Annotated in this window: 26 protein-coding genes and 1 pseudogene; 17 read left to right on the forward strand and 10 right to left on the reverse strand. The window is 70.9% G+C overall.

What is annotated here, in order from left to right; genetic code table 11:
* The first annotated feature begins 8 nt into the window (after positions 1-8).
* The gene (locus OHT77_RS17810; RefSeq protein WP_328829458.1) at positions 9-218 is read left to right on the forward strand and encodes an acyl-CoA carboxylase subunit epsilon; all 210 of its coding nucleotides are present in this window, start codon (positions 9-11) and stop codon (positions 216-218) included.
* A 57-nt stretch (positions 219-275) separates the two neighbouring features.
* On the opposite strand, the pseudogene OHT77_RS17815 reads toward OHT77_RS17810, so the two are convergent.
* Positions 276-1,406 (reverse strand): annotated as a pseudogene (locus OHT77_RS17815) (SGNH/GDSL hydrolase family protein).
* Positions 1,407-1,498: 92 nt separating this feature from the next.
* Here OHT77_RS17815 and mmpB point away from each other — a divergent pair.
* Positions 1,499-1,627, forward strand: coding sequence for a morphogenic membrane protein MmpB (gene mmpB / locus OHT77_RS17820; protein WP_266771843.1), 129 nt, complete (start codon positions 1,499-1,501; stop codon positions 1,625-1,627).
* Between the two features lie 31 nt (positions 1,628-1,658).
* Positions 1,659-2,279: a Maf family protein gene (locus tag OHT77_RS17825; protein WP_328829459.1), complete on the forward strand. Its 621-nt coding sequence runs from the start codon at positions 1,659-1,661 to the stop codon at positions 2,277-2,279.
* 7 nt (positions 2,280-2,286) lie between these two features.
* Here OHT77_RS17825 and OHT77_RS17830 read toward each other — a convergent pair whose 3' ends face one another.
* Positions 2,287-2,751 carry a hypothetical protein gene (locus tag OHT77_RS17830; RefSeq protein ID WP_328829461.1) on the reverse strand — a complete coding sequence of 155 codons (465 nt, stop codon included), beginning with the start codon at positions 2,749-2,751 and terminating at the stop codon, positions 2,287-2,289.
* A gap of 368 nt (positions 2,752-3,119) precedes the next feature.
* On the opposite strand from OHT77_RS17830, the gene OHT77_RS17835 reads away from it, so the two are divergent.
* Both OHT77_RS17835 and OHT77_RS17840 read left to right on the forward strand, forming a co-directional pair.
* Entirely contained in the window at positions 3,120-4,892 is a 1,773-nt protein-coding gene (locus tag OHT77_RS17835; protein WP_328829462.1) for an acetyl/propionyl/methylcrotonyl-CoA carboxylase subunit alpha, read from the forward strand.
* A 145-nt stretch (positions 4,893-5,037) separates the two neighbouring features.
* Positions 5,038-5,604, forward strand: a complete 567-nt coding sequence (locus OHT77_RS17840) for a TetR/AcrR family transcriptional regulator (protein ID WP_328829464.1) — start codon at positions 5,038-5,040, stop codon at positions 5,602-5,604.
* A 172-nt stretch (positions 5,605-5,776) separates the two neighbouring features.
* Here OHT77_RS17840 and OHT77_RS17845 read toward each other — a convergent pair whose 3' ends face one another.
* Together OHT77_RS17845 and OHT77_RS17850 are read right to left on the reverse strand one after the other, a co-directional pair.
* The gene (locus OHT77_RS17845; protein ID WP_328829466.1) at positions 5,777-6,742 is read right to left on the reverse strand and encodes a DeoR/GlpR family DNA-binding transcription regulator; all 966 of its coding nucleotides are present in this window, start codon (positions 6,740-6,742) and stop codon (positions 5,777-5,779) included.
* 164 nt (positions 6,743-6,906) lie between these two features.
* A complete protein-coding gene (locus OHT77_RS17850) occupies positions 6,907-8,355 on the reverse strand; it encodes an NAD(P)H-quinone dehydrogenase (protein ID WP_266771834.1) in 1,449 nt (482 codons plus the stop codon).
* A 139-nt stretch (positions 8,356-8,494) separates the two neighbouring features.
* Here OHT77_RS17850 and OHT77_RS17855 point away from each other — a divergent pair, with 139 nt between their 5' ends.
* The 3 genes from OHT77_RS17855 to OHT77_RS17865 all read left to right on the forward strand — a co-directional run bounded on the left by OHT77_RS17855 (position 8,495) and on the right by OHT77_RS17865 (position 11,652).
* A complete protein-coding gene (locus OHT77_RS17855; RefSeq protein ID WP_266771832.1) occupies positions 8,495-8,932 on the forward strand; it encodes a gamma-glutamylcyclotransferase in 438 nt (145 codons plus the stop codon).
* Positions 8,933-9,048: 116 nt separating this feature from the next.
* Positions 9,049-9,873, forward strand: a complete 825-nt coding sequence (locus OHT77_RS17860) for a purine-nucleoside phosphorylase (protein WP_266771830.1) — start codon at positions 9,049-9,051, stop codon at positions 9,871-9,873.
* Positions 9,874-9,996: 123 nt separating this feature from the next.
* On the forward strand, positions 9,997-11,652 hold the full coding sequence (locus tag OHT77_RS17865; protein ID WP_328829467.1) for a phospho-sugar mutase: 1,656 nt from the start codon (positions 9,997-9,999) through the stop codon (positions 11,650-11,652).
* A 37-nt stretch (positions 11,653-11,689) separates the two neighbouring features.
* Here the strand turns inward: OHT77_RS17865 and OHT77_RS17870 are convergent, their stop codons facing one another.
* Both OHT77_RS17870 and OHT77_RS17875 read right to left on the reverse strand, forming a co-directional pair.
* Positions 11,690-13,342, reverse strand: coding sequence for a hypothetical protein (locus OHT77_RS17870; RefSeq protein WP_328829468.1), 1,653 nt, complete (start codon positions 13,340-13,342; stop codon positions 11,690-11,692).
* A gap of 52 nt (positions 13,343-13,394) precedes the next feature.
* Positions 13,395-14,090, reverse strand: a complete 696-nt coding sequence (locus tag OHT77_RS17875) for a PH domain-containing protein (protein ID WP_328829469.1) — start codon at positions 14,088-14,090, stop codon at positions 13,395-13,397.
* A 166-nt stretch (positions 14,091-14,256) separates the two neighbouring features.
* On the opposite strand from OHT77_RS17875, the gene deoC reads away from it, so the two are divergent.
* The 3 genes from deoC to OHT77_RS17890 are packed head-to-tail and all read left to right on the forward strand — an operon-like array spanning position 14,257 to position 17,550.
* Positions 14,257-15,216, forward strand: a complete 960-nt coding sequence (gene deoC / locus OHT77_RS17880) for a deoxyribose-phosphate aldolase (protein WP_328829470.1) — start codon at positions 14,257-14,259, stop codon at positions 15,214-15,216.
* Between the two features lie 5 nt (positions 15,217-15,221).
* Complete coding sequence (locus OHT77_RS17885) at positions 15,222-16,658, forward strand: aldehyde dehydrogenase family protein (RefSeq protein WP_328829471.1); 1,437 nt, start codon at positions 15,222-15,224, stop codon at positions 16,656-16,658.
* Positions 16,651-17,550 (forward strand): aldehyde dehydrogenase family protein, encoded by a 900-nt coding sequence (locus OHT77_RS17890; RefSeq protein WP_328829473.1) that lies wholly within the window; start codon positions 16,651-16,653, stop codon positions 17,548-17,550. Before OHT77_RS17885 ends, OHT77_RS17890 begins: the two co-directional genes overlap by 8 nt.
* 104 nt (positions 17,551-17,654) lie before the next feature.
* On the opposite strand, the gene OHT77_RS17895 is transcribed toward OHT77_RS17890, so the two are convergent.
* A complete protein-coding gene (locus OHT77_RS17895) occupies positions 17,655-18,059 on the reverse strand; it encodes a hypothetical protein (protein WP_328829475.1) in 405 nt (134 codons plus the stop codon).
* Positions 18,060-18,186: 127 nt separating this feature from the next.
* On the opposite strand from OHT77_RS17895, the gene OHT77_RS17900 reads away from it, so the two are divergent.
* Positions 18,187-18,828, forward strand: a complete 642-nt coding sequence (locus OHT77_RS17900; RefSeq protein ID WP_328829477.1) for a uridine kinase family protein — start codon at positions 18,187-18,189, stop codon at positions 18,826-18,828.
* 182 nt (positions 18,829-19,010) lie between these two features.
* On the opposite strand, the gene OHT77_RS17905 is transcribed toward OHT77_RS17900, so the two are convergent.
* Positions 19,011-19,748, reverse strand: a complete 738-nt coding sequence (locus OHT77_RS17905; protein ID WP_328829478.1) for a SigE family RNA polymerase sigma factor — start codon at positions 19,746-19,748, stop codon at positions 19,011-19,013.
* A gap of 267 nt (positions 19,749-20,015) precedes the next feature.
* Between OHT77_RS17905 and afsQ1 the strand changes: the two genes are divergently transcribed.
* From afsQ1 to OHT77_RS17930, 5 genes are all read left to right on the forward strand, one after another.
* The gene (gene afsQ1, locus OHT77_RS17910) at positions 20,016-20,693 is read left to right on the forward strand and encodes a two-component system response regulator AfsQ1 (protein ID WP_033280216.1); all 678 of its coding nucleotides are present in this window, start codon (positions 20,016-20,018) and stop codon (positions 20,691-20,693) included.
* Complete coding sequence (locus OHT77_RS17915) at positions 20,690-22,276, forward strand: ATP-binding protein (protein ID WP_384869590.1); 1,587 nt, start codon at positions 20,690-20,692, stop codon at positions 22,274-22,276. Before afsQ1 ends, OHT77_RS17915 begins: the two co-directional genes overlap by 4 nt.
* A complete protein-coding gene (locus tag OHT77_RS17920; RefSeq protein WP_328829480.1) occupies positions 22,273-22,887 on the forward strand; it encodes a hypothetical protein in 615 nt (204 codons plus the stop codon). Before OHT77_RS17915 ends, OHT77_RS17920 begins: the two co-directional genes overlap by 4 nt.
* Before the next feature lie 117 nt (positions 22,888-23,004).
* Entirely contained in the window at positions 23,005-23,556 is a 552-nt protein-coding gene (locus OHT77_RS17925) for a VanZ family protein (RefSeq protein WP_328829482.1), read from the forward strand.
* A 249-nt stretch (positions 23,557-23,805) separates the two neighbouring features.
* The gene (locus OHT77_RS17930; RefSeq protein ID WP_328829483.1) at positions 23,806-24,009 is read left to right on the forward strand and encodes a PspC domain-containing protein; all 204 of its coding nucleotides are present in this window, start codon (positions 23,806-23,808) and stop codon (positions 24,007-24,009) included.
* Between the two features lie 76 nt (positions 24,010-24,085).
* Here the strand turns inward: OHT77_RS17930 and OHT77_RS17935 are convergent, their stop codons facing one another.
* Together OHT77_RS17935 and OHT77_RS17940 are read right to left on the reverse strand one after the other, a co-directional pair.
* On the reverse strand, positions 24,086-24,445 hold the full coding sequence (locus OHT77_RS17935) for an ATP-binding protein (RefSeq protein ID WP_328829484.1): 360 nt from the start codon (positions 24,443-24,445) through the stop codon (positions 24,086-24,088).
* A gap of 141 nt (positions 24,446-24,586) precedes the next feature.
* A complete protein-coding gene (locus OHT77_RS17940; protein WP_328829486.1) occupies positions 24,587-25,741 on the reverse strand; it encodes an adenosine deaminase in 1,155 nt (384 codons plus the stop codon).
* Positions 25,742-25,814: the final 73 nt, after the last annotated feature.

Below are 25,814 nucleotides of genomic sequence, written 5' to 3' on the forward strand. Positions count from 1 at the left end.
GCGCCCCCATGAACATCAAAGTAGTCCGGGGCAACCCGACCCCGGAGGAGCTGGCCGCCGCACTGGCGGTGGTGAGGGCCCGAGCAACAGCGGCGGCAGCGACATCACCGGCCACCCCGAGGCAACGCGACGCCTGGTCCGACCCGGCGCGGATCGCCAGGACAGGACTCCCCCACCCCGGCCCCAGCGCATGGACCCGCACCTACTGGCCCAGCTAGGGAGAGCCCCCTAAGGGGCGCGGGGAACTGCGCGCCCAGCCCCCACCGGCGCGCACCCTACAAACAACGCACCACAGCCTCAGCCATCACCCCGTACCCCTCGTCATTGGGGTGCAACTGATCCCCGAAGTCATATGCAGGGTGCAGCCGATCCGGATCCCCCGGGTCGGCCATCACCCGATTCAGATCAACGACCCCGCCGAACTCCCCAGCACACCGCACCCACTCGTTGACCTCATGACTGACCTTCCTCGCCCGCTCCCCCCAGTGATCGGACCCCCCGAACGGCAACAAGGTCGCCCCGATCACGGCAACCCCACAAGCCCGCCCCCGCCGTATCAACTCCCGTTACCCGCCGATGACTTCACCCGAGGACACCACCGGCGCCGGCTTGTACGTGGGCTGCACATCCGTCTCACTGAACCCGATGTCATTGAGCCCGAGCAACACAACAACCGTGTCCACCCCGGCCAGTCGAAGCACGTCCCGCGCAAACCTCCGCACCCCCCGCTCCCCGTACCACGCGGAGTCGTTGAGCAGCAGATTCCCCCCGATCCCCGCGTTCAGAACAGGCCGCCCGGTCCGTGAGGCCAACGCGTCGGACCACCGCCGATCGGCCCCCGGCGTGGACCCGAACCCGTCGGTGATGGAGTCCCCGAAAAGCACGATCCCGTCGCCGCGCCCGGAGTCGGTCTCGACGGCGGACAGGAAGTACCACGACTCGCTCGACTCACTGAACCCTTCGCCGTCCAGCAGGCACCCGGCACCCCGATGGCTGGTCGCAAACGCCTGCGCGTGAAACGTGGCCGGTCCAGTGGCCGAGTCGCAGTACACCGTGACAGCGACAGACTCCCCCGCCGCCACGGCGAGTTGGACCGGGTCGCTCACCAACTCCCCCCGCGCGGGCATCACTCCCTCCCCCGCACCGCCGAAGGCAAGCCGCACCGCGACCCCACCCGCGGCCACGGCCCCCGCGGCGACCCGCACCGGCGAGTTCCCGTAGGCGTTGGAGAACCGCACCCGCACGCGCTCCCCGCCCGCCGAAAGCCGCACGACCTGCCGCAACGACTGTCGCCAGAACCCCTCACGGGACCAGTTCGGCGTGAAGCCCTCGCTGGGGAGCTGGGGCGACGCGGTCCAGGCAGTAGTGAACATGGCACACCTCTCCAAAAGGAACCCTGGTCCCATTACTCTAACGGAACTGGAGACCCTTTTAGCAAGGCCGGAAGTTGAGTACCCGTACTCAGGCGCCCGCCCCGCCCAGGCCGCACGCTGGTGACATGCTGTGGTCCGACCCCGACAACGAACCTCCCGAGGAACTCCGGGAGACGGAGGTCATGCTGCGGCGGCTCGGAATCCTCATGGCGCTCGCGATGGTGCTGGCGATGATCGTGATCGGTCTGGCATGAGCGGCGGAGGCCACGCCGATACCCTGAACGCATGACAGATCAGCCGCGCCGCCGACTCGTGCTCGCCTCCCAGTCCCCCGCCCGGCTGGGCCTGCTGCGCCAGGCCGGCCTCGACCCCGAGGTGATCGTCAGCGGGGTCGACGAGGACGCCGTCAGCGCCCCCACCCCCGCCGAACTCGCCCTCGCGCTCGCCGAGGCCAAGGCCTCCGTCGTCGCCGCGAAGCCCGAGGTCAAGGGCGCGCTCGTCATCGGCTGCGACTCCGTCCTCGACCTGGACGGCGAGGCCCTCGGCAAGCCCGCCGACGCCGAGGAGGCCACCGCCCGCTGGAAGGCGATGCGCGGACGGGCCGGGACGCTCCAGACCGGACACTGTGTCTACGACACGACGAGCGGCCGGTACGTCTCGGCGACCGCGTCCACCGTCGTCCGCTTCGGCGAACCGACCGACGCCGAGGTCGCCGCGTACGTCGCCACGGGTGAACCCCTGTACGTCGCGGGGGCGTTCACCCTCGACGGTCTTTCGGCGCCGTTCATCGAGGGCATCGACGGCGACCACGGCAACGTGATCGGCATCAGCCTGCCGCTGGTCCGCCGGCTGCTGGCCCATCTGGGCGTCGGCATCACGGAGTTGTGGGCCCCGCGGGAGAAGTAGCCGTGGGTCAGGAGGGGTTGGGGGCGGCCGGGGCGATCGGTCCCGGGCCCTCGTCCTTGCCCGCGCTCTGCTCGGGGTTCCCCTCGGACGGGGCCTCAAGGCGGTCGTAGGTCATCAGGAGCAGGACGACGAGGCCGAGCACCACCACCATGGAGACGAACGCTCCCGGGCCCACCAGGCCCCACGCGAAGGCGGCCAGCAGGCCGTGCACGACGGCGACGCTGATCAGCAGGACGCGGCCGAAGCCGGCCGGGGCCCGGTCGCGCAGGGCGACGAGCAGGGCGACCACACCGCACAGCGCGAAGTAGAGCCCGAAGACGATCCCGCCGACCTTGGAGGACACCGACATCGCGTCCGGGTCGAGACCGGCCAGGGACATGTCCTGGCGGTCGACGACGATGCCGAGGAACCAGTTCAGCGCGGCCACTCCGAGCGCCTCCACGAAGAGGACGAGCGCCAAGATCCATGCCACCGGCCTGCGCACCACCGGGCCCACCCACTTCCGCCGTTACCCCAAGTACGTTCAGGACAAGCCGAACGCTACTAACGGGTAAACCGCGGGACAAGGGTTGTGATGGGGGCAAAGAATCATTGGGCCATTCGTAGGGACTCCACAAAGAAACGGAGTGGGGCGCGGCACGCTCTCACAGAGACCTTGACCACATCGGAGGGCTAGGGTTTCCCCGAGGAGTCCTGGGCACCTAGGTGCGACAAGGGATTTCGCGGGTCGAGCGAGCCTCGAATCACGCTCCGTGTGGGCAAGCTCACCATTGGGGACGGGTCGATGCGCCGTGTCGGCAGTCCCTAAACTCGGCTTGTTTCAAGGAGGGAGCCTCAATCGTGCGCAAGGTGCTCATCGCCAATCGTGGCGAAATCGCTGTCCGCGTAGCCCGGGCCTGCCGGGACGCCGGGATCGCGAGCGTGGCCGTATACGCCGACCCGGACCGGGACGCTCTGCATGTCCGCGCCGCGGATGAGGCGTTCGCCCTGGGCGGTGACACACCGGCGAGCAGCTACCTGGACATCACCAAGGTCCTCAACGCGGCCCGCGAGTCCGGTGCCGACGCCATCCACCCCGGCTACGGATTCCTGTCGGAGAACGCGGAGTTCGCTCAGGCCGTGCTCGACGCGGACCTGATCTGGATCGGACCGCCGCCGCAGGCGATCCGTGACCTCGGTGACAAGGTCGCCGCCCGGCACATCGCGCAGCGCGCCGGTGCCCCGCTGGTGGCCGGCACGCCGGACCCGGTGTCCGGCTCCGACGAGGTCGTGGCGTTCGCCGAGCAGCACGGGCTGCCCATCGCGATCAAGGCCGCCTTCGGTGGCGGCGGTCGCGGGCTGAAGGTGGCCCGGACGCTCGAGGAGGTCCCCGAGCTGTACGACTCCGCGGTGCGCGAGGCGGTCGCCGCCTTCGGTCGCGGCGAGTGCTTCGTCGAGCGCTACCTGGACAAGCCGCGGCACGTGGAGACCCAGTGCCTGGCCGACTCCCACGGCAACGTGGTGGTCGTGTCCACGCGTGACTGCTCGCTGCAGCGCAGGCACCAGAAGCTGGTCGAGGAGGCGCCCGCGCCGTTCCTCTCCGAGGCCCAGGTCGCCGAGCTGTACGCGTCGTCCAAGGCGATCCTCAAGGAGGCCGGCTACGTCGGCGCCGGGACCGTCGAGTTCCTCGTCGGCCAGGACGGCACGATCTCCTTCCTGGAGGTCAACACCCGCCTCCAGGTGGAGCACCCGGTCACCGAGGAGGTCGCCGGCATCGACCTCGTCCGCGAGATGTTCCGCATCGCCGACGGCGAGGAACTCGGCTACGGCGACCCCGAACTGCGCGGCCACTCCTTCGAGTTCCGCATCAACGGCGAGGACCCGGGCCGCGGCTTCCTGCCCGCGCCCGGCACGGTGACGCTGTTCGCGCCGCCGTCCGGCCCGGGGGTCCGCCTGGACGCCGGTGTCGAGTCCGGCTCGGTCATCGGCCCGGCGTGGGACTCGCTCCTCGCCAAGCTGATCGTCAGCGGCGCGACCCGTGAGCAGGCGCTGCAGCGGGCCGCGCGGGCGCTGGAGGAGTTCCAGGTCGAGGGCATGGCCACGGCCATCCCGTTCCACCGCGCGGTCGTCAAGGACCCGGCGTTCGCCCCCGAACTCACCGGCTCCGCCGACCCGTTCACGGTCCACACCCGGTGGATCGAGACCGAGTTCGTCAACGACATCAAGCCCTTCGCGGCCCCCACGGACGCCGAGGCGGACGAGGACGCGGACCGGGAGACGATCGTCGTCGAGGTCGGCGGCAAGCGCCTGGAGGTCTCCCTCCCGGTCTCGCTCGGCATGTCCCTGGCCCGCACCGGGCTCGCGGCGGGCGCCAAGCCGAAGCGCCGCGCGGCCAAGAAGTCCGGGCCCGTCGCCTCCGGTGACACCCTCGCCTCGCCGATGCAGGGCACGATCGTCAAGGTCGCGGTCGAGGAGGGCCAGGAGGTCAAGGAGGGCGACCTCATCGTCGTCCTCGAGGCCATGAAGATGGAACAGCCCCTGAACGCGCACAAGTCCGGCACGATCAAGGGACTCGGCGCGGAGATCGGTGCGTCGGTCACCTCCGGCGCGGCGATCTGCGAGATCAAGGACTGACCCCACCGCACGTCCAGAGGTGCCCGGCGGACAGGAACGGCCTGTCCTCGCCGGGCACTTCTGCACTCACCGCGGCGCGCACTTCCGTGGTGAACGCCTGGCATGCTGAGGGCACGAGTCGAGTCGAGGAGGGCGGGTGGAAGCCATGGCCAAGCCGCCGGCCGGGCTGCGCGCGGATGCCCGCCGCAACTACGAGCGGCTGCTCGCCGAGGCCCGCGTGTGCTTCGCCGCGCACGGTACGGACGCGTCCCTGGAGGACGTGGCGAAGCGGGCCGGGGTCGGTATCGGCACGCTGTACCGGCACTTCCCGAATCGGCAGGCCCTGATGAGCGCGGTCTTCGAGGACGCGGCTCGTGAACTCCTCGTACGGTCGCGGGAGTTGCTGTCCGCTCCGCAGCCGTGTGGGGCGTTGGTGACGTGGTTGCGGGAGATGGTGACGCACGCGAGTGAGTACCGGGGGTTGTCCCGGGCGTTGATGGCGGTCGATCGTGACGGGTCGTCCGCGTTGGCCCGGTGCAGTGATCCCATTCGGGAAGCGGGCGGTACGTTGTTGTTCCGGGCTCAGAAAGCGGGTGATGTGCGTGGGGATGTGGAGATCGGCGACCTTCTCCAGCTGACCCACGCGATTGCTCTCGCGGCCGAGGGCAATCCTGGGGATGCTGAACTGGCGGACCGGTTGCTGACGTTGACGTTGCGCGGGCTGAAGCCGTAGGGCTGGTTCGGTTCGGTTTTCGGGTGCCGGCCGGTGGGGGCTGGTCGCGCAGTTCCCCGCGCCCCTAAAAGATGGCCTCGTTCAGCCGACCTGCTTTTTAAGGGGCGCGGGGAACTGCGCGACCAGCCACGACGGCGCCGCACCCGAATAACCGCGCCCGCCGACGATGCGATCAACGCCTGCGCAAATCCGCCACCCTCGCCGCGCGTTCTCGCTCGGGGGACTCCCCCGCAAGGACGCCCGCCGACCTCAACCCCGGTGCTCCGCCCGGTACTTGACCCCGTCGCGGTGCCGGGAGGGGGACATCCCGGCGGCGTTGGTCGCGCGTCGGGGTCTGATCACCCCCCTGGGCTCCCGAACCGCCCGCGACAGCGATCTGCACCCCCTGGTCGGCCAGCGCCTGCAACTCCGTCGCGGCGCGGTCGTCGTGGCCCGGGGGCTCGTCGGTGACGAGGCGGGTGATGACGTCCGTGGGCACGGTCTGGAACATGGTGTCCGTGCCGAGCTTGGTGTGGTCGGCGAGGACGACGACCTCGGCCGCCGCCTGGACGAGTGCCCGGTCGACGGACGCCGAGAGCATGTTGGACGTGGACAGGCCGCGTTCGGCGGTCAGCCCGCTCCCGGAGAGGAAGGCCCGGGACACCCGCAGCCCCTGGAGGGACTGCTCGGCCCCGCTGCCCACCAGCGCGTAGTTGGAACCGCGCAGGGTGCCCCCGGTCATGACGACCTCCACACGGTTGGCATGGGCCAACGCCTGGGCCACCAACAGGGAGTTGGTGACGACGGTCAGTCCCGGCACCCGGGCGAGCCGGCGGGCCAGCTCCTGGGTGGTGGTACCCGCCCCCACCACAATCGCTTCGCCCTCTTCGACGAAGCTGGCGGCGAGATCGGCGATGGCCGTCTTCTCGGCGGTCGCGAGATGCGATTTCTGCGGAAAGCCGGACTCCCGCGTGAACCCGCCCGGCAATACCGCACCGCCGTGCCGGCGGTCGAGGAGTCCTTCTGCCTCCAGTGCGCGCACGTCCCGCCGTACGGTCACTTCGGAGGTCTGGACGACGCGGGCGAGCTCACGGAGCGATACGGCCCCATTCGCTCGCACCATTTCGAGGATCAATTGGCGACGTTCTGCAGCGAACACGAAACTGACAGTAACCCCAACGACCGTCTGCTTTCAGCTGTTTGCGGTGAATAGCAGAAGTTGTTCGCACAGGGAGGCGAGAAGTGGTATAGGGCTTAGTCGACGCGCCTATGCCGTGCGAATGGGCGGCAACTCCCCGTGACCAGCGGGGAGTCCGCACTGCCTCAGACTTCGCCCGTCGCCTTGCGGGTGTGCAGCTGCCGGGCCACCTCGGCGATCGAGCCCGAAAGGGACGGGTAGACGGTGAAGGCGTTCGCGATCTGTTCGACCGTCAGATTGTTGTCGACGGCGATCGAGATGGGGTGGATCAGTTCCGAGGCGCGGGGCGCCACGACCACTCCGCCGACGATGATGCCGGTGCCGGGGCGGCAGAAGATCTTGACGAAGCCGTCCCGGATGCCCTGCATCTTCGCGCGCGGGTTGCGCAGCAGCGGGAGCTTCACGACGCGGGCGTCGATCTTGCCGCCGTCGACGTCGGCCTGGCTGTAGCCGACGGTCGCGATCTCGGGGTCGGTGAAGACGTTCGAGGAGACCGTCTTCAGGTTCAGCGGGGCCACCGCGTCGCCCAGGAAGTGGTACATCGCGATCCGGCCCTGCATCGCGGCCACCGAGGCGAGCGCGAAGATCCCGGTCACGTCACCGGCCGCGTACACGCCCGGAGCGGTCGTACGGGAGACCTTGTCGGTCCAGATGTGGCCCGACTCGCGCAGCTTCACGCCCGCCTCCTCCAGGCCCATGCCCTCGGAGTTCGGGATGGCGCCGACCGCCATCAGGCAGTGAGAGCCGGTGATGACCCGGCCGTCGGCGAGGGTGACCTCGACCTTGTCGCCGACGCGCTTGGCGGACTGGGCGCGGGAGCGGGCCATGACGTTCATGCCGCGGCGCCGGAAGACGTCCTCCAGGACGGCGGCGGCGTCCGGGTCCTCGCCGGGCAGGACGCGGTCCCGGGAGGAGACGAGGGTGACCTTGGAGCCGAGGGCCTGGTAGGCGCCGGCGAACTCGGCGCCGGTGACGCCGGAGCCGACCACGATCAGCTCTTCGGGGAGCTCGGTGAGGTCGTAGACCTGGGTCCAGTTGAGGATGCGCTCGCCGTCGGGGCGGGCGTCGTCCAGCTCGCGGGGGTGGCCGCCGGTCGCGATGAGGACGGCGTCGGCGACGAGGGTCTCCTCGGTGCCGTCGGCCGCCTTCACGATCACCTTGCGGGAACCGTCGATGGCCTGCATGCCGTCGAGCCGGCCCCGGCCGCGCATGACACGGGCGCCGGCCCGGGTCACGGAGGCGGTGATGTCGTGCGACTGGGCCAGCGCGAGGCGCTTCACACGGCGGTTGACCTTGCCGAGGTCCACGCCGACGACCCGGGCCGCCTGCTCCAGGGGTGGGGTGTCGTCGGCGACGATGATGCCGAGTTCCTCGTACGACGAGTCGAAGGTGGTCATCACCTCGGCCGTCGCGATAAGGGTCTTCGACGGGACGCAGTCGGTCAGCACCGACGCCCCGCCCAGACCGTCGCAGTCGACGACGGTCACCTCCGCGCCGAGCTGCGCTGCCACCAGCGCCGCTTCATAGCCGCCGGGTCCGCCACCGATGATCACGATCCGAGTCACGTACCCCATTGTCCCGCACGCTTCAAGATGCTTCTGCCCGGGGGCGACGGGGGCGCTGTCCGCGGGGCCGCGGGGGTCCGCTGTCGTCGGGTCGGAGTACCCACGGTTACGGGAGTGGCTGGTGGTTCCGCTGCCGTACTCTCGAACCATGTCGCTCTACGCCGCGTACGCCGGCAATCTCGACGCGCGGCTGATGACCCGCCGCGCCCCGCACTCGCCGTTGCGCGCCACGGGCTGGCTGAACGGGTGGCGGCTGACCTTCGGCGGCGAGCACATGGGCTGGGAGGGCGCGCTCGCGACGATCGTGGAGGCCCCGCGCTCCCAGGTCTTCGTCGCGCTGTACGAGATCGCGCCGCCCGACGAGGAGTCCATGGACCGGTGGGAGGGCGTCGGCCTCGACGTCTACCGCCGGATGCGGGTCCGCGTGCACACCCTGGAGGGCGAGGAGCCCGCCTGGCTGTACGTCCTCAACGGCTACGAGGGCGGACTCCCGTCGGCCCGGTACCTCGGGGAGCTCGCGGATGCCGCCGAGTCGGCCGGCGCCCCGCACGACTATGTGATGGAGCTGCGGAAGCGCCCCTGCTGAGGGTTTCCCACACACAACCGCGTCACAGGTCTCGTTGGAAACGACAAGACAACGATCGCCATCCCGTGCGCTCTGTCATCTACGCGCGTAGGCCCGAACCGGCTACGCTCATCCGCGTGAACGCATCTCTTCTTCCGGACGACATCCAGGGCGACCCCCATGCCGCCGCTGACGCCGCCGCCACGCGCCTGCGCGAACTGACAGGCGCCGAGACCCACGACGTCGCCCTTGTGATGGGCTCCGGCTGGGGGCCGGCCGTGGACGCCCTCGGCGTACCCGAGGCCGACTTCCCCGTCACCGAGCTGCCCGGTTTCCCGCCGCCGGCCGTCGAGGGCCACGGCGGGCGGATCCGCTCGTACAAGATCGGCGACAAGCGCGCGCTGGTCTTCCTCGGGCGCACCCACTACTACGAGGGCCGCGGTGTCGCCGCCGTCGCGCACGGCGTCCGTACGGCCGTCGCCGCGGGCTGCAAGACCATCGTGCTGACCAACGGCTGCGGGGGGCTCCGCGAGGGGATGCGGCCGGGGCAGCCGGTGCTGATCAGCGACCACATCAACCTCACCGCCACGTCCCCGATCGTCGGCGCCAACTTCGTCGACCTCACCGATCTGTACTCGCCTCGGCTGCGCGCGCTGTGCAAGGAGATCGATCCGGCGCTGGAGGAGGGTGTCTACGCCCAGTTCCCCGGCCCGCACTACGAGACTCCGGCCGAGATCCGCATGGCCCGGGTGATCGGGGCGGACCTGGTGGGGATGTCGACCGTGCTGGAGGCGATCGCCGCGCGTGAGGCCGGTGCGGAGGTGCTGGGGATCTCCCTGGTGACGAACCTTGCCGCGGGGATGACGGGTGAGCCGCTCAACCACGAGGAAGTTCTTCAGGCCGGGCGGGATTCCGCCACGCAGATGGGGGCACTGTTGGCCCAGGTGCTCGGGCGGCTGTAGTCACCGTCCCCCAGGGGGCTCCCGCCCCCTGGAACCCCCGGATGTCTCCCACCCACCCACCTGTTCACCGTCGGCCAGGACGTTGACGCAGAACCGCCACACCACACGAAAGGCTCACCCGCCGTGCACGACGACGAACTCATCGCGCGGGCCAGGACCTGGCTCGCCGAGGATCCCGACGCGGATACCCGGGAGGAGCTGGGGAAGCTCATCGAGGCCGGGGACGTCGCCGAGCTGGCCGGGCGTTTCAGCGGCACGCTCCAGTTCGGCACCGCGGGCCTGCGGGGCGAACTGGGCGCCGGGCCCATGCGGATGAACCGCGCGGTGGTCATCCGCGCCGCCGCCGGACTCGCCGCGTACCTGAAGAAGAACGGCGGGACCGACGGCACCGTCGTCATCGGCTACGACGCGCGGCACAAGTCCGCCGACTTCGCCCGCGACACCGCGGCCGTGATGGTCGGCGCCGGACTGAAGGCCGCCGTGCTGCCCCGGCCCCTTCCCACCCCCGTACTCGCCTTCGCCATACGGCACTTGGGCGCGGTCGCGGGCGTCGAGGTCACCGCCAGCCACAACCCGCCCCGGGACAACGGCTACAAGGTCTACCTCGGCGACGGCTCCCAGATCGTGCCCCCGGCCGACGCGGAGATCGCCGCCGAGATCGACGCGATCGGGTCCCTGCACGACGTGCCCCGCCCGGCGGAAGGGTGGGAGATCCTCGACGAGGGCGTCCTGGACGCCTATCTCGCCCGCACGGACGCCGTCCTCGCCCCGGACTCCCCGCGTACCGCCCGCACCGTCTACACGGCGATGCACGGCGTCGGCAAGGACGTGCTGCTGGCCGCGTTCGCGCGGGCCGGGTTCCCCGAGCCCGTGCTCGTCGCCGAACAGGCCGAGCCCGACCCGGACTTCCCGACCGTCGCGTTCCCCAACCCGGAGGAGCCCGGCGCGATGGACCTCGCCTTCGCGCAGGCCCGCGCGAGCGACCCGGACCTGATCATCGCCAACGACCCGGACGCCGACCGCTGCGCCGCCGCCGTCAAGGACCGCACCCAGGGCGGCAGTTGGCGCATGCTGCGCGGCGACGAGGTCGGCTCGCTGCTCGCCGCGCACCTCGTACGGCGCGGCGCCCAGGGCACGTTCGCCGAGTCGATCGTCTCCTCGTCCCTCCTCGGCCGTATCGCCGAGAAGGCGGGCCTGCCCTACGAGGAGACCCTCACCGGCTTCAAGTGGATCGCCCGCGTGGACGGTCTGCGCTACGGCTACGAGGAAGCCCTCGGCTACTGCGTCGACCCCGACGGTGTGCGGGACAAGGACGGCATCACCGCCGCCCTCCTGATCACCGAACTGGCCTCGGAGTTGAAGGCCGAGGGGCGTGATCTGACCGACCTCCTCGACGACCTCGCCGTGGAGCACGGGCTGCACGCCACCGATCAACTCTCCGTGCGGGTCGAGGACTTGTCGGTCATCGCGGACGCCATGCGGCGGTTGCGCGAGCAGCCGCCGACCGCGCTCGCCGGGCTGGCCGTCACCAGGGCCGAGGACCTGACCGAGGGGACCGAGGCACTGCCGCCCACGGACGGGCTGCGGTACACGCTCGACGGCGCCCGGGTCATCGTCCGGCCCAGCGGCACCGAGCCCAAGCTGAAGTGCTACCTGGAGGTCGTGGTGCCGGTCGCCACGCACGCCGACCTCCCGGCCGCCCGGGACGAGGCTTCCGAGACGCTCGCGACCATCAAGCGGGATCTGTCGGCCGCGGCCGGTATCCGACCGTCGTCGTAGGCGGTGGGGTGCCCGTCGTGCCTGGCCCGCACCGGGGTCAGGGCAGCCACCGGGTGACGAGCACCGCGGTCCAGGCGATACCGAGGATCACGGCGAACGGCCACAGCGGGCGCCCGCGCTCCTTCGCACCGCTCTCGCCGGTGGGACGGAGGGCGGGGTCGGCGATCATCGCGGAGAGTTCGGCGGCCAACGCGTCGTAGGGATGGACGAGTCGGCGTCTGCGCTGGAGCCAGGGCCAACGGGGCGCGGCCACCGCCCAGTTGTCGCCGTCCCGCACGCGCAGCTGGAGCTCGAAGGACTCGCGGCGGGCCGCGCGGAGGTCGTCCCAGGGGATGTGACGCGGGGCGCGCAGCCGGTTCAGCCAGATGCCGGTGCGGTCGGCGGTGACGCGCCAGCGGAGTTTGACGGGGACGCGGACGGCGCACATCAGGCCGGTGAGGAGCAGCAGGGCCCGGAACCAGAGGCTGTCGTCGATCGCCAGCAGGAAGTACCCCGCACACCACAGCGCCGTCAGGAAGGCCGCCAGCCGGTCCACCGCCCCCGCCCGCCACTGCCGCACCGGCACCACGGCGGTCTCCGCCCGCACGGCCACGGCCAGTTCCTCGTCCCGTGCCTTCCGGACCGCCGCCCGCTCCTCCCGGGCGCGCCGCCGTCCCGCCGTACCCTCCGGCAACGGCCGCACGGGCCCGGTCGACCACTCGGCCTCCGGCGGCTCACCGGGCTCCTCCGCCGCGCCGACCAGCAGGATCTCGGCGCCGTCGTAGGGCGCGCCATAGAGGACGGCCTCGCGCAGGGGGCCGGGGCTGGGAGCGCCGGCCGCTTCGAGGAGTTCCTCCAGCTCCTCCCGAGCCGCCTCGTCGCCCTGGTCGTCCCCCTCCCCCTCGTCGTCGCGTGCCGCCCGCGTCGCGACGGTGAACAGCGGCCGTAGCGCCTGCGGGTCGTCCGCCGCGTAGATCACCGCGTCCTCGTGCTCGTCCTTGCCGACGAGGACGCGCAGTACGGGTGCAGGGGTCGTGCGCAGGGCGGTCGCGCGGCGGCGGCCGAGGGTGCCGGAGAGGAGCAGGGTGAGAGCCAGGCCGAGCGCGAACAGGCCCTCCGCGAAAGCCAGTTGACGGTCATCGGTCCCGTGCCAGAGGCCGGAGGTGGCGAGCAGGACGACACCGGGTACGGCCAGACCGGCGCCGAGCTTGAGGAACAGGCCGCCCCGGCGTACCGGTACGTCCGTGTCCGGCAGTACGGCCGTGACGCCGTCCGCCGCCGCCAGGGCGCTGTCCCGCTGGCGTGCACGCGCGCGTGCCCGTAGCTCGGTGGCCGTCACGGAGGCGAGGACCAGCAGGGCGGCACCGACCAGGGCCGGCCACGGCAGCCCGGTCCCCCGCGCCGCCACCAGGACGACCAGCGCGGGGCCGGAGAACCGTACGGCCTCGGGGCGCCACAGCCACCAGACGACCTGGAGCGGCAGCAGGGCGACCAGGTCAGGGGGGAGATCCGTCGTGGCCAGCAGGCCGAAGGCGGCCAACACGGCGCACCAGAGGGTCAGTTCGAGGGACCAGCGCCGCGGCCGGACCGGGACCCACGACGGCAGCGCCGCAGCGGTCCACGCGCGCGCGTGCTCGCCGTTCCAGGCCGCGCATCCGTCGGGTATCGCGGAGGCGGGCAGCAGCGACGGCTCCCGGACGTTCGTGGTCATGACATCCCAGGGTGAGGAGGGTGAGCGCGGGGGGCGGGCGGCGCCCGTCCGGTCAGCCCGTCGCCAGCAGGATCGCCAGGAGCACCGCGCCCGCGACCGCCGGTGCGATCACCTCGTACGCCCAGCGCACGGTGACCTCGCCCTGTGCGGACTCGGCCTCCGCCCGGCCCTCCAGCAGCTCGCGCAGGTCGGTCATGATCTGGTCGGACTCCGCACGCGTGGGCCCGGCCTGCGCGGTCCCGCCCCGCATGGCGCTGCCCGCGCCCATGCCGCCGCCGAAGCCGCCGAGCGCGCCGCCGAAGCCGAGGCCTCCGGCCCGGCCGCCGCGCTGCGTGCCCGCCGCCTCCGCCGCGGCCTTCGCCTCGCGCCGTGCCGCCTTCTTGCGGGCCCGCAGCGAGACGGGCACCGCCCACAGCTGGAACTTGGCGCCCGCCTTCGTGACGACCTCGTTCGAGAACCCGGAACGCAGGCTGGCGATCTCGCCCCACGGCAGCACGACGACCCGGAAGGGGTTGCGGACGCGGAGGCGGTTCTCGTTGGCGTACACGGCCGGGCGGAGGGTGAACGCCACGAGGACCGGTACGACGAGGATCAGACCGGCGAGCGCGAGCCACGGGGTGCGGCCGTGGCCGCTCGCGAGGGCGTCGATGCCCAGCCAGCCGACGATGACCAGGAGGAGGGCACCGGCGACGAGGCCCGCGGGGGAGCGGTAGATCCGGTCTTTTTGCACGGGGAGCGGGGTCGTCATGGTGCCGATTGTGCCTCAGGGGTGCGCACGGTCGCCGTTGGGGCCGTGTGCGTTCGCGACCTCGGGTGCTCTGTGGCCGGTCGCGCAGTTCCCCGCGCCCCCTAGGTGGGACCACTTGCCCGGGGTGTACAGCTGCTACGCGCGTAGATATGCTCGGGTGGTGACCATGCCCACCACTGCACCTGCTGCTGCACACGCACTCGGCGAGGTAACGGCTTCCGACAGCACGCTGCGCCGTTTCCTCCACGGGCTGCCCGGCGTCGACGCGGTCGGCCTGGAGGCGCGTGCCGCCTCGCTCGGGACCCGTTCCATCAAGACCACCGCGAAGGCGTACGCCATCGACCTCGCCATCTCGATGGTCGACCTGACGACGCTGGAAGGCGCGGACACCCCGGGCAAGGTCCGGGCGCTCGGCGCCAAGGCGGTCCGCCCCGACCCGACCGACCGCACGAGCCCCTCGACCGCGGCCGTGTGCGTCTACCCCGACATGGTGGCCACCGCCAAGGAGGCCGTCGCCGGTTCCTCCGTGAAGGTCGCCTCCGTCGCCACCGCCTTCCCGGCCGGCCGCGCCGCGCTCGACGTGAAGCTGGCCGACGTGCGGGACGCGGTCGCCGCGGGCGCCGACGAGATCGACATGGTCATCGACCGCGGGGCGTTCCTCGCGGGCAGGTACATGAAGGTCTACGACGAGATCGTCGCCGTGAAGGAGGCCTCGGGCGCCGCGCGCCTGAAGGTCATCTTCGAGACCGGCGAGTTGTCGACGTACGACAACATCCGCCGCGCCTCCTGGCTCGGCATGCTGGCCGGCGCGGACTTCATCAAGACGTCCACCGGCAAGGTCGCCGTGAACGCGACCCCCGCGAACACCCTGCTGATGCTGGAGGCGGTGCGCGACTTCCGCGCCCAGACCGGTGTCCAGGTCGGCGTGAAGCCCGCGGGCGGTATCCGCACCTCCAAGGACGCCGTCAAGTTCCTGGTCATCGTCAACGAGACGGCGGGCGAGGACTGGCTGGACAACCACTGGTTCCGCTTCGGCGCGTCCTCGCTCCTGAACGATCTGCTGATGCAGCGTCAGAAGCTGGCCACCGGCCGCTACTCCGGCCCCGACTACGTGACGGTGGACTGATCCACATGGCATCCGCATTTGACTACGCACCGGCGCCCGAGTCCCGCTCCGTCGTCGACATCGCGCCTTCCTACGGCCTGTTCATCGACGGCGAGTTCACCGAGGCGGCCGACGGCAAGGTCTTCAAGACCGTCTCCCCCTCGACCGAGGAGGTCCTCTCCGAGATCGCCCAGGCGGGCGAGGCGGACGTGGACCGCGCGGTGAAGGCCGCCCGCAAGGCCTTCGAGAAATGGTCGGCGCTGCCCGGCTCCGAGCGCTCGAAGTACCTGTTCCGCATCGCCCGGATCATCCAGGAGCGCAGCCGCGAACTGGCCGTCCTGGAGACCCTGGACAACGGCAAGCCCATCAAGGAGACGCGCGACGCCGACCTCCCCCTGGTCGCCGCGCACTTCTTCTACTACGCGGGCTGGGCCGACAAGCTGGACCACGCCGGCTTCGGGGCGAACCCGCGGCCGCTCGGTGTCGCGGGCCAGGTCATCCCCTGGAACTTCCCCCTGCTGATGCTCGCGTGGAAGATCGCCCCGGCCCTCGCGACCGGCAACACGGTCGCCCTGAAGCCCGCCGAGACCACTCCCCTGTCGGCGCTGTTCTTCGCGGACATCTGCCGCCAGGCCGGCCTTCCCAAGGGTGTCGTCAACATCCTTCCGGGCTACGGCGATTCGGGCGCCGCGCTGGTCGCGCACCCGGACGTGAACAAGGTCGCCTTCACCGGTTCCACGGCGGTCGGCAAGGAGATCGCGCGGACGGTCGCGGGCACCCGCAAGAAGGTCACCCTCGAACTCGGCGGCAAGGGCGCGAACATCGTCTTCGACGACGCCCCCATCGACCAGGCGGTGGAGGGGATCGTCACCGGCATCTTCTTCAACCAGGGCCAGGTCTGCTGCGCGGGCTCGCGTCTCCTCGTCCAGGAGTCCATCCAGGACGAGCTGTTGGACTCCCTGAAGCGCAGGCTCTCCACGCTCCGCCTCGGCGACCCGCTCGACAAGAACACCGACATCGGCGCGATCAACTCCGCCGAGCAGCTCGCGCGGATCACCTCGCTCGTCGAGCAGGGCGAGGCGGAGGGCGCCGAGCGCTGGTCCGCGCCCTGTGAACTCCCGTCCTCCGGCTACTGGTTCGCCCCGACGCTCTTCACGAACGTCACCCAGGCGCACACCGTGGCCCGCGACGAGATCTTCGGCCCGGTGCTGTCGGTGCTGACCTTCCGTACACCCGACGAGGCGGTGGCGAAGGCCAACAACACGCAGTACGGCCTCTCTGCGGGCATCTGGACCGAGAAGGGCTCCCGCATCCTGGCCGTCGCGAACAAGCTGCGCGCGGGCGTGGTGTGGTCCAACACGTTCAACAAGTTCGACCCGACCTCGCCGTTCGGCGGTTACAAGGAGTCGGGCTTCGGCCGCGAGGGCGGTCGCCACGGCCTGGAGGCGTACCTCGATGTCTGAGAAGTCCGAACAGCAGCGTCTGAGTGTCTTCAAGACCTACAAGCTGTACGTCGGGGGCAAGTTCCCCCGTAGTGAGAGCGGCCGGGTGTACGAAGTGACGGACTCAAAGGGCAAGTGGCTCGCGAACGCACCGCGGTCCTCCCGCAAGGACGCGCGTGACGCGGTCGTGGCGGCGCGCAAGGCGTTCGGCGGCTGGTCCGGCGCGACGGCGTACAACCGCGGCCAGATCCTCTACCGCATCGCCGAGATGCTGGAGGGCCGCAGGGACCAGTTCGCGCGTGAGGTCGCGGACGCGGAGGGCCTGTCGAAGGCGAAGGCGGCCGCCGTGGTCGACGCGGCGATCGACCGCTGGGTCTGGTACGCGGGCTGGACGGACAAGATCGCGCAGGTGGTCGGCGGCGCGAACCCGGTGGCGGGCCCGTACTTCAACCTCTCCTCCCCCGAGCCGACGGGCGTGGTGACCGTCCTGGCCCCCCAGGACTCCTCGTTCCTCGGCCTGGTCTCGGTGGTGGCCCCGGCGATCGCGACCGGCAACACGGTCGTCGTCATCGCCAGCGAGAAGTCCCCGCTCCCCGCCCTGTCGTTGGGCGAGGTCCTGGCCACCTCCGACCTGCCCGGCGGAGTGGTCAACATCCTCTCCGGCGCGACGGCGGAGATCGCGACCCCCTTGGCCGCCCACCAGGACGTCAACGCCATCGACTTGGCGGGCGCGGACGACGTACTGGCGAAGGACCTGGAGATCGCAGCGGCCGACAACCTCAAGCGGGTCCTCCGTCCACAGCCTGTGGACTACTCGGAGACCCCGGGCATCGACCGCCTGACAGCCTTCCTGGAGACGAAGACGGTCTGGCACCCCACGGGTTCACTGGGGGCAGGCGGCTCGTCCTACTGAGCAGGCCGCAGGCCGCTCAGCAGGGGCGCGGGGAACTGCGCGACCAGTCACGACGGACGAACACCCGGCACCAGGTCCGCAGTCCCCCGACCCACCCCCGCACCTCACCCCCCGAGCAACCCGGTCACCTGCCCCACCACCGGCATGCTCCCGATCGACTGAGCCTCGGCGACCGGCCCGGTCAACGCCTGCGAGGCAAGCGGCTGAAAGTCCGCGAGCTGGGTGGCGACCCCGTTGTCGAGCGGGTCGACTCCCGTACCCGCAAGGGGGTTGGGCTTGAGACCGGCAACCGGCCCGGTGACGTAACCCACCGTGCCGGTCAGGGCACCGAGCCCCGCCGCGGGGTCGATCTTGCCCAGGGACGTGGGCCGCGTCCGCACCATGTCGGCCACCGGCGAGGTGTCCGCGGCGGCCGACGCCGCCCCCGCACCGAGGGCGACTCCGGCGGTCGCGAGGGCGACCAGGGCCCGCTGGGCGGTCGGATGCTGGGAGGACGTGTGTCGTGCCATTGCTGGTGCCACCTTCTGGTGCGCAGGGTAATCAGGTCAGCACGAAGGGTAGTTGACGTGTGATGCGCGTTCCACTGGCGACCCGCGGGGTCGGCAGGACGTACGGAATGCGTCAAACTGGTGTCCCGTGAGCATCCTTTCCCCGTCACCGGCCCGTGTCGTGCTGCTGTGCGGCCCCTCGGGTTCCGGCAAGTCCCTCGTCTCCGCCCGGTCCGGCCTGCCCGTGCTGCGGCTCGACGACTTCTACAAAGAGGGCGACGACCCGACTCTGCCGCTGGTGGCGGGGAGTTCGGACATCGACTGGGACCACCCCGACTCCTGGGACGCGGACGTCGCGGTCACCGCGATCGTCGAGCTGTGCCGCACGGGCCGTACGAACGTGCCGGTCTACGACCTCTCGCTCAGCGCGCGCACGGGCACGGAGGCGGTCGACGTGGGCCGTACCCCGCTGTTCATAGCCGAGGGCATCTTCGCCGCCGAGGTCATCACCCGCTGCCAGGAACTGGGCGTGCTCGCGGACGCGCTGTGTCTGAGCCGGGGTCCGGTGCGCACCTTCCGGCGCCGTTTCCTGCGGGATCTCAAGGAGGGCCGTAAGTCCGTGCCGTTCCTGGTGCGGCGGGGCTGGCGGCTGATGCGGCTGGAGCGGTCGATCGTGGCCCGGCAGACCGGGCTCGGCGCGTACGCCTGCGGCAAGGACGAGGCACTGGGCCGGCTGGCCGCCGCGGCGGTGGGGCGGCGCCCTGCGGCTGCTCCCACGCCCAGCACCTGACCGGGTACGAAAAGAGCGGGACTGGACGGACCCCCCGGCCCTCCAGTCCCGCTCTTCCGTTCCCCCGTGGTACTTCCCCCGTGTTTCCCCCCCCGTGGTCCCGGTGACCCCGTCGGCACCCCCCGGTACCGATCCCCCGTGGTCCCCCGGACCTCCCCCGTTACCTACTCCCCCCCGAACCCTCAGGCGACAAGCTCCCCGAAGGCGTCTTCCTCGTCACGGCCGAAGCTGAGGACCTCGTCCTCGCGCATACGGCGGAGCGACCGCCAGATGCTGGACTTCACCGTGCCGACACTGATGTCGAGGATCTCCGCGATCTCCGGGTCCGTGCGGCCCTCGTAGTAGCGGAGGACCAGCATGGTGCGCTGGAGTTCCGGCAGCCGGGACAGCGCCTGCCACAGGACCGCGCGCAGCTCCGTGCCGCGCATCGCGTCCGTGTCGCCGGGCGTCTCCGGCAGCTCCTCGGTCGGGTACTCGTTCAGCTTGCGGCGGCGCCACGCGCTGATGTGCAGGTTCGTCATGGTGCGGCGGAGGTAGCCCCCGACCGCGGCCTTGTCGCTGATCCGGTCCCACGCCCTGTACGTCGAGAACAGCGCGCTCTGCAGCAGGTCCTCGGCCTCGAAGCGGTCGCCGGTCAGGTGGTAGGCGGTCGCGTACAGGGAGGCGCGGCGCTCCTGGACGTAGGCGGTGAACTCCGCCTCCGACAGCGAACGACGCTCCCCCGTGTCCTCCCTGTACCCGCTTCCCCCGTGCGCCTCCCCCGTGTGCGCGTCAACCACCGTCATGTAACCGGTGTGCTGACGCCCGGCGCTGCGAGCGCACCCCCGCCCGCTCACAGCGCCGGACTTCTCCGAACCCCGGGTGACGTCGTGCAGACGCGTGATGACTGCGTTGTTGCTGGTGCTGTGCAGCGTGCTCATCTCGCGCCCCCCGTAGTGGACTTGCCCGGTGTTCGGATGTTCCGGCGTGGTTCCTTGCCTGTGCCGAAAATCCTGCCGGGGTCACTTCATGGACGTGTCCCCCGACTGTCACAGACCTGTCACAGGGCCCGGTCTCCGGAGCCGACCTCAGAAAACGGACAGTCCGGTCACAGAAAAGGGCGCTAGGAGTGCGCGCACGTGCCCGCAAGGTCTCCGTACACGTACAGGTGTCGAAACCCCGGCCCGCCATGGGCCAGAATGAGCCCCGTGCCTTCCCTGTTGCTGATCGAGGACGACGACGCCATCCGGACGGCCCTGGAGCTCTCTCTGACGCGCCAGGGACACCGGGTAGCCACCGCTGCCAGCGGCGAGGACGGTCTGAAGCTGTTGCGTGAGCAGCGGCCGGACCTGATCGTGCTGGATGTGATGCTGCCCGGCATCGACGGTTTCGAGGTGTGCCGTCGTATCCGGCGCACGGACCAGCTGCCGATCATTCTGCTCACCGCGCGCAGTGACGACATCGACATCGTCGTCGGACTGGAGTCCGGCGCCGACGACTATGTGGTCAAACCCGTGCAGGGGCGTGTTCTCGACGCCCGGATCCGGGCCGTGCTGCGGCGCGGGGAGCGCGAGGCCAACGACGCGGCCACGTTCGGTTCGCTGGTGATCGACCGCGCCGCGATGACCGTCACGAAGAACGGCGAGGACCTCCAACTCACGCCCACCGAGCTGCGGTTGCTCCTGGAGCTGAGCCGGCGGCCCGGACAGGCCCTGTCCCGGCAGCAGTTGCTGCGGCTGGTGTGGGAGCACGACTACCTCGGTGACTCGCGGCTGGTGGACGCGTGTGTCCAGCGGCTGCGCGCCAAGGTCGAGGACATCCCGTCGTCCCCGACCCTCATCCGTACCGTGCGCGGCGTCGGCTACCGCCTGGACTCGCCTCAGTGACGGACGCACCAGGGGGGATCCGCGGCTGGCGCCCGGGTCGTAAGGGAGTTCTGTGGCGGCTGCGGTTCACCAGCCTGCGCCTCAGGCTGGTCGTGGTCTTCGGGCTGGTCGCGCTGACGGCCGCCGTGTCCGCGTCCGGCATCGCGTACTGGCTCAACCGCGAGGCGGTCCTCACCCGCGCCCAGGACGCGGTCCTGCGCGACTTCCGCCAGGAGATGCAGAACCGCGCCGGCGCGCTGCCCGTCCACCCCACCCAGGACGAACTGATGCGCACGGCGGGCCAGATGGCCAACAGCAGCCAGCGCTTCAGCGTCCTGCTCGTCGCCGAGGACACGAACGACAAGACGGTCTACGGCAACTCCGGCGGCCTGAACGGCTTTTCGCTGGAGGACGTGCCCAAGTCGCTGCGCACGGCGGTGAACAAGCAGCAGTCGGTGTCCGACGGCAACAAGGAGCCGTACCACCTGTACTGGCAGCGGGTCACCGAGCACGGCACGCCGTATCTGGTGGCCGGGACCCGGATGATCGGCGGCGGCCCGACCGGCTACATGCTCAAGTCCCTTGAGCCGGAGGCCAAGGACCTCAACTCCCTCGCCTGGTCGCTCGGGATCGCCACCGGGCTCGCGCTGATCGGTTCCGCGCTGCTCGCGCAGGCCGCCGCGACGACCGTCCTCAAGCCCGTGCACCGGCTCGGCATCGCCGCGCGCCGGCTCGGCGAGGGCAAGCTCGACACCCGGCTGCGGGTCTCGGGGACCGATGAACTCGCCGAGCTGTCACGGACGTTCAACCAGACCGCCGAGGCGCTGGAGAAACGGGTCGCCGACATGGCCGCCCGCGACGACGCCTCGCGCCGCTTCGTCGCCGACATGTCGCACGAACTGCGCACCCCGCTGACCGCGATCACGGCCGTGGTGGAGGTCCTGGAAGAGGAACTCGACGCCGAGACCGGCAGCGTGGACCCGATGATCGAACCCGCCGTGCGCCTCGTCGTCAGCGAGACCAAGCGGCTCGGCGACCTCGTCGAGAACCTGATGGAGGTCACCCGCTTCGACGCGGGCACCGCCCGGCTTGTCCTCGACGACGTCGACATCGCCGACCAGATCACCGCGTGCATCGACGCCCGCGCCTGGCTGGACGCCGTCGACCTGGACGCCGAGCGCGGCATCCACTCCCGGCTCGACCCGCGCCGCCTCGACGTCATCCTCGCCAACCTCATCGGCAACGCCCTCAAGCACGGCGGCTCCCCGGTCCGGGTCTCGGTCCGCCTGGAGGACGACGACCTCGTCATCGCCGTCCGCGACCACGGCCCCGGCATCCCCGAGGACGTCCTGCCGCACGTCTTCGACCGCTTCTACAAGGCGAGCGCCTCCCGGCCCCGCTCCGAGGGCAGCGGCCTCGGCCTCTCCATCGCCCTGGAGAACGCCCACATCCACGGCGGCGAGATCACCGCCGCCAACTCCCCCGACGGCGGCGCGGTGTTCACCCTCCGCCTGCCCAGGGACGCCTCCGCGCTCACGGAGGAACCCGGCACCGAGAACGGCGAGAAGGGCGAGGGCTCCGGCCCCGAGGAGAACGCGTCATGACCGTACGACGCCGCTACGGCAGCGCAGTCGCCCTTCCGCTGCTCGGGCTGCTGCTCGCCGGGTGCGGGATCCGGGCCACCGAGGTGCCGACCGACTTCGGGGCCGCGCCCTCGCGGGTGCCGTGCACGCTCACCGAGCCGGACGTGTCGACGCAGGCCGCGCGCGGGGTGCCCGTGCAGGTGTTCCTGCTGTGCGGGTCGTCGCTGGTGACCGTCGACCGGGCGGTACAGGTGCCGGACGGCACGGCGGACGTGCAGCGCCGGGTCATCGTCGCCCAGGGACTGCTCGACCAGCTCGCCGAGTCGCCGTCCTCGGGCGAGCGGGACGCCGGGTACACGACCGACGTGCGCGGCGGCATGACGGTGAGCGGGCCGCGGGCGAGAGATCCCAAGGACGCGCTGCGGCTGAGCAATTCACCGGCCGACCTCACGTCGTACGCGCTCGCCCAGATCGTCTGTACGTTCTCCGACTCGGCCGCGGCCGAGGGCGACGGCTCCGTGATCCTCGGCGGCCCGGACGGCACCCCGCTGCGCCGCTACGAGTGCACGGACGACGTCCGCACCGACCCCGGCACCAAGGCGCCACCGTCCAGCGAGGTGACGGACGGCTGAAGCCGCGGGCGCCACGACGGTGAACGGGGCGCGAAAAGGGGCGTGTGGCGCAGGCCTCACCCTGGTGCGTGGCACCTACCCGGAACCGATCGTGCCGGACAGGGCGTCTTGTGGGGCGTGCAGCGTCAAGGCTCCATCGGCGGCAGCGCCGCGATTCGCATCCGTGTGGCAGGAGGTGTCCTCCTCGTCGCACATCTCGTGTTCGTCGCCTGGGTCACGCTGCGCCCCCGGGACGTCCCCTGGGTGATGCCCCCGAACCTGCACCCGCTGGCCAGCATCAGAGCCGACCTGGCGATGGGCTGGCCCGAGGCGTCGAAGCGGATCGGTGAGGGCCTCGCCCTGCTGGCCCCCCTGGGCATCCTCCTCCCGACGGTCAGCGGCCGGCTCCATGTCTCCCCGCTCGCGTCCTTCATCCGCACGGTCGCCGCGGGCGCCCTGATCTCCCTGGGCGTCGAACTGCTCCAGACCGGGGTCCCGGGCCAGGTCGTGGACATCGACTCCCTGCTGATGAACACGGTGGGCGTCGCCATGGCCCACGCCGCGATCGTCCCGACGGCCCGCGCCTGGCTCCGCCGCAGGGCCGAGACGATCCCCCCGCCGACCGTCCTCCAGGAGGAACCGACTCAGGGCCGGACCCCGACGATTCCCAGGGTCGGCATCGCACCGTAGAGCGACGCGGGGTGCGCTGCTCGTCCGTAACGTTGATGGCAGATGGGCGACCAACCCGCCCACCGCAACGAACGCCCAGGGCCCACCAAGGGCCAGTGTCCCCACGCGTCGGCCGGGAGAGAGCCGTAGGGGGCGCGCCGGTGTCGAGAGTGCGACCGCGCGGAGGCGCGAAGCGTCGAGCACGATCGCGCTCTCGACACCGGCTGAGGCGCCCCCGTAGGCGAACGACCCAACAAAAGGAGCGCCACCATGACCGCCATTGCCCGCCCCACCCAAGGCCGCATGATCGGCGGAGTGTGCGCTGCGCTGGCGCGGCGCTTCGGGACCTCCGCGACCACGATGCGGGTGATCTTCCTGGTCTCCTGCCTGCTGCCCGGCCCGCAGTTCCTGCTCTACATCGCGCTGTGGATCCTGTTCCCGGCCGAGAACAAGGTGCGTACCGAGGCCTGGTGAGAACCCGGCGCGCGTACGCCGATGGGGCGCACCCCTCGTCCAGGGGTGCGCCCCATCGGCGCGTGCGGAGGTGGGGTCAGCCCAGCGGGATGCCGTTCAGCGGCACGCCGTGCGTGGGGAGGCCCGTCTGCGACAGGGGCAGTCCGCCCAGCAGCCCGGCGACGGGCGCGGTCGGACCGTCGGACAGGACCTTCTCGGCGGCCGGCTGCACGGCGGACAGACCACCGGCGAGCGCGGGCTGCGCCTGGCTCAGCGCCTGGCCGGCACCCGGCAGCGCCTTGGCGACGTTCTCCGCGGGCAGCGTGTGGGTCACGGCACCCAGCGCCTGGGTGGCGTCCGGAAGCGCCGGAGCGGCGCTCGCGGCACCCGCGCCGGCAGCGGCGAAAGCGGCACCGAGGGCGGCGACACCGAGGGTCTTGGCAGCAGACTGCTTCATGGTGAATGCGTCCTTGAATGGTGTGACGGGGAATGTGAGCGGTCCAAGACCGTAAACACGCGAAGGCACCCGCCGCAAACATCGAAATGCGGACGGATTGTGAACACCCGCCCGCATTCCGATCCCGCCCCGCTCCCCCGTTCAGCCCTCTTCGGCCACAGAACCGCTGGTGGAAGCGGTCTGCCGGAACAGCCATTCGGATTTCAGCTCGGCATATCCGGGCTTGATCACGTCATTGATCATCGCGAGTCGTTCATCGAAAGGAATGAATGCTGACTTCATAGCATTGACGGAGAACCACTGCATGTCGTCGAGCGAATAACCGAACGCATCGACAAGGTGCTCGAATTCCTGGCTCATGCTGGTGTGCGACATGAGGCGGTTGTCGGTGTTGACCGTCGCCCTGAAGTGCAGCCGCCGCAGCAGCCCGATCGGGTGCTCGGCGTAGGAGTCGGCGGCCCCGGTCTGCAGGTTGGAGCTGGGGCACAGCTCCAGCGGGATGCGCTTGTCGCGCACGTACGACGCGAGGCGGCCCAGCTCGACCGAGCCGTCCTCCTTCACCTGGATGTCGTCGATGATGCGCACCCCGTGCCCGAGCCGGTCGGCGCCGCACCACTGCAGCGCCTGCCAGATCGACGGCAGCCCGAAGGCCTCACCGGCGTGGATCGTGAAGTGGTTGTTCTCGCGCTTCAGGTACTCGAAGGCGTCCAGGTGTCGGGTGGGCGGGAACCCGGCCTCCGCGCCCGCGATGTCGAAGCCGACGACACCCAAGTCGCGGTACCGGTTGGCGAGTTCGGCGATCTCCAGTGCCCGGGCGGCATGCCGCATGGCGGTGAGCAGCGCCCCCACCCGAATCCGCCGCCCACCCTCGCGGGCCGCGAACTCCCCTTGCCGAAAGCCCTCGTTGACGGCCTCGACGACCTCTTCGAGGCTGAGCCCGCCGTCGAGGTGCTGCTCGGGCGCGTACCGCACCTCCGCGTAGACGACACCGTCCTCGGCGAGGTCCTCGGCGCACTCGCGGGCCACCCGGATCAGCGCGTCCCGGGTCTGCATCACGGCGACCGTGTGCGAGAACGTCTCCAAGTACCGCTCCAGCGAACCGGAGTCGGCGGCCTCGGCGAACCACACGCCGAGCTTGTCCGGGTCGGTCTCGGGGAGTTCGGAGTACCCGGCGTCCCGGGCGAGTTCGACGATCGTCCCCGGGCGGAGACCGCCGTCGAGGTGGTCGTGCAGCAGAACCTTCGGCGCCCGGCGGATCTGGTCCGAGCTCGGGATGTTCGTGGTCTGGCTCGTCATTTCCGCACTCTAACTCCTACGCGCGTAGATCACCCGCTGTACGAATCCGTCGATACGTAACGGTGACCGCGCG

The organism is Streptomyces sp. NBC_00252, from assembly GCF_036187565.1.
In the GTDB taxonomy this organism is placed as follows: Bacteria; Actinomycetota; Actinomycetes; order Streptomycetales; family Streptomycetaceae; genus Streptomyces.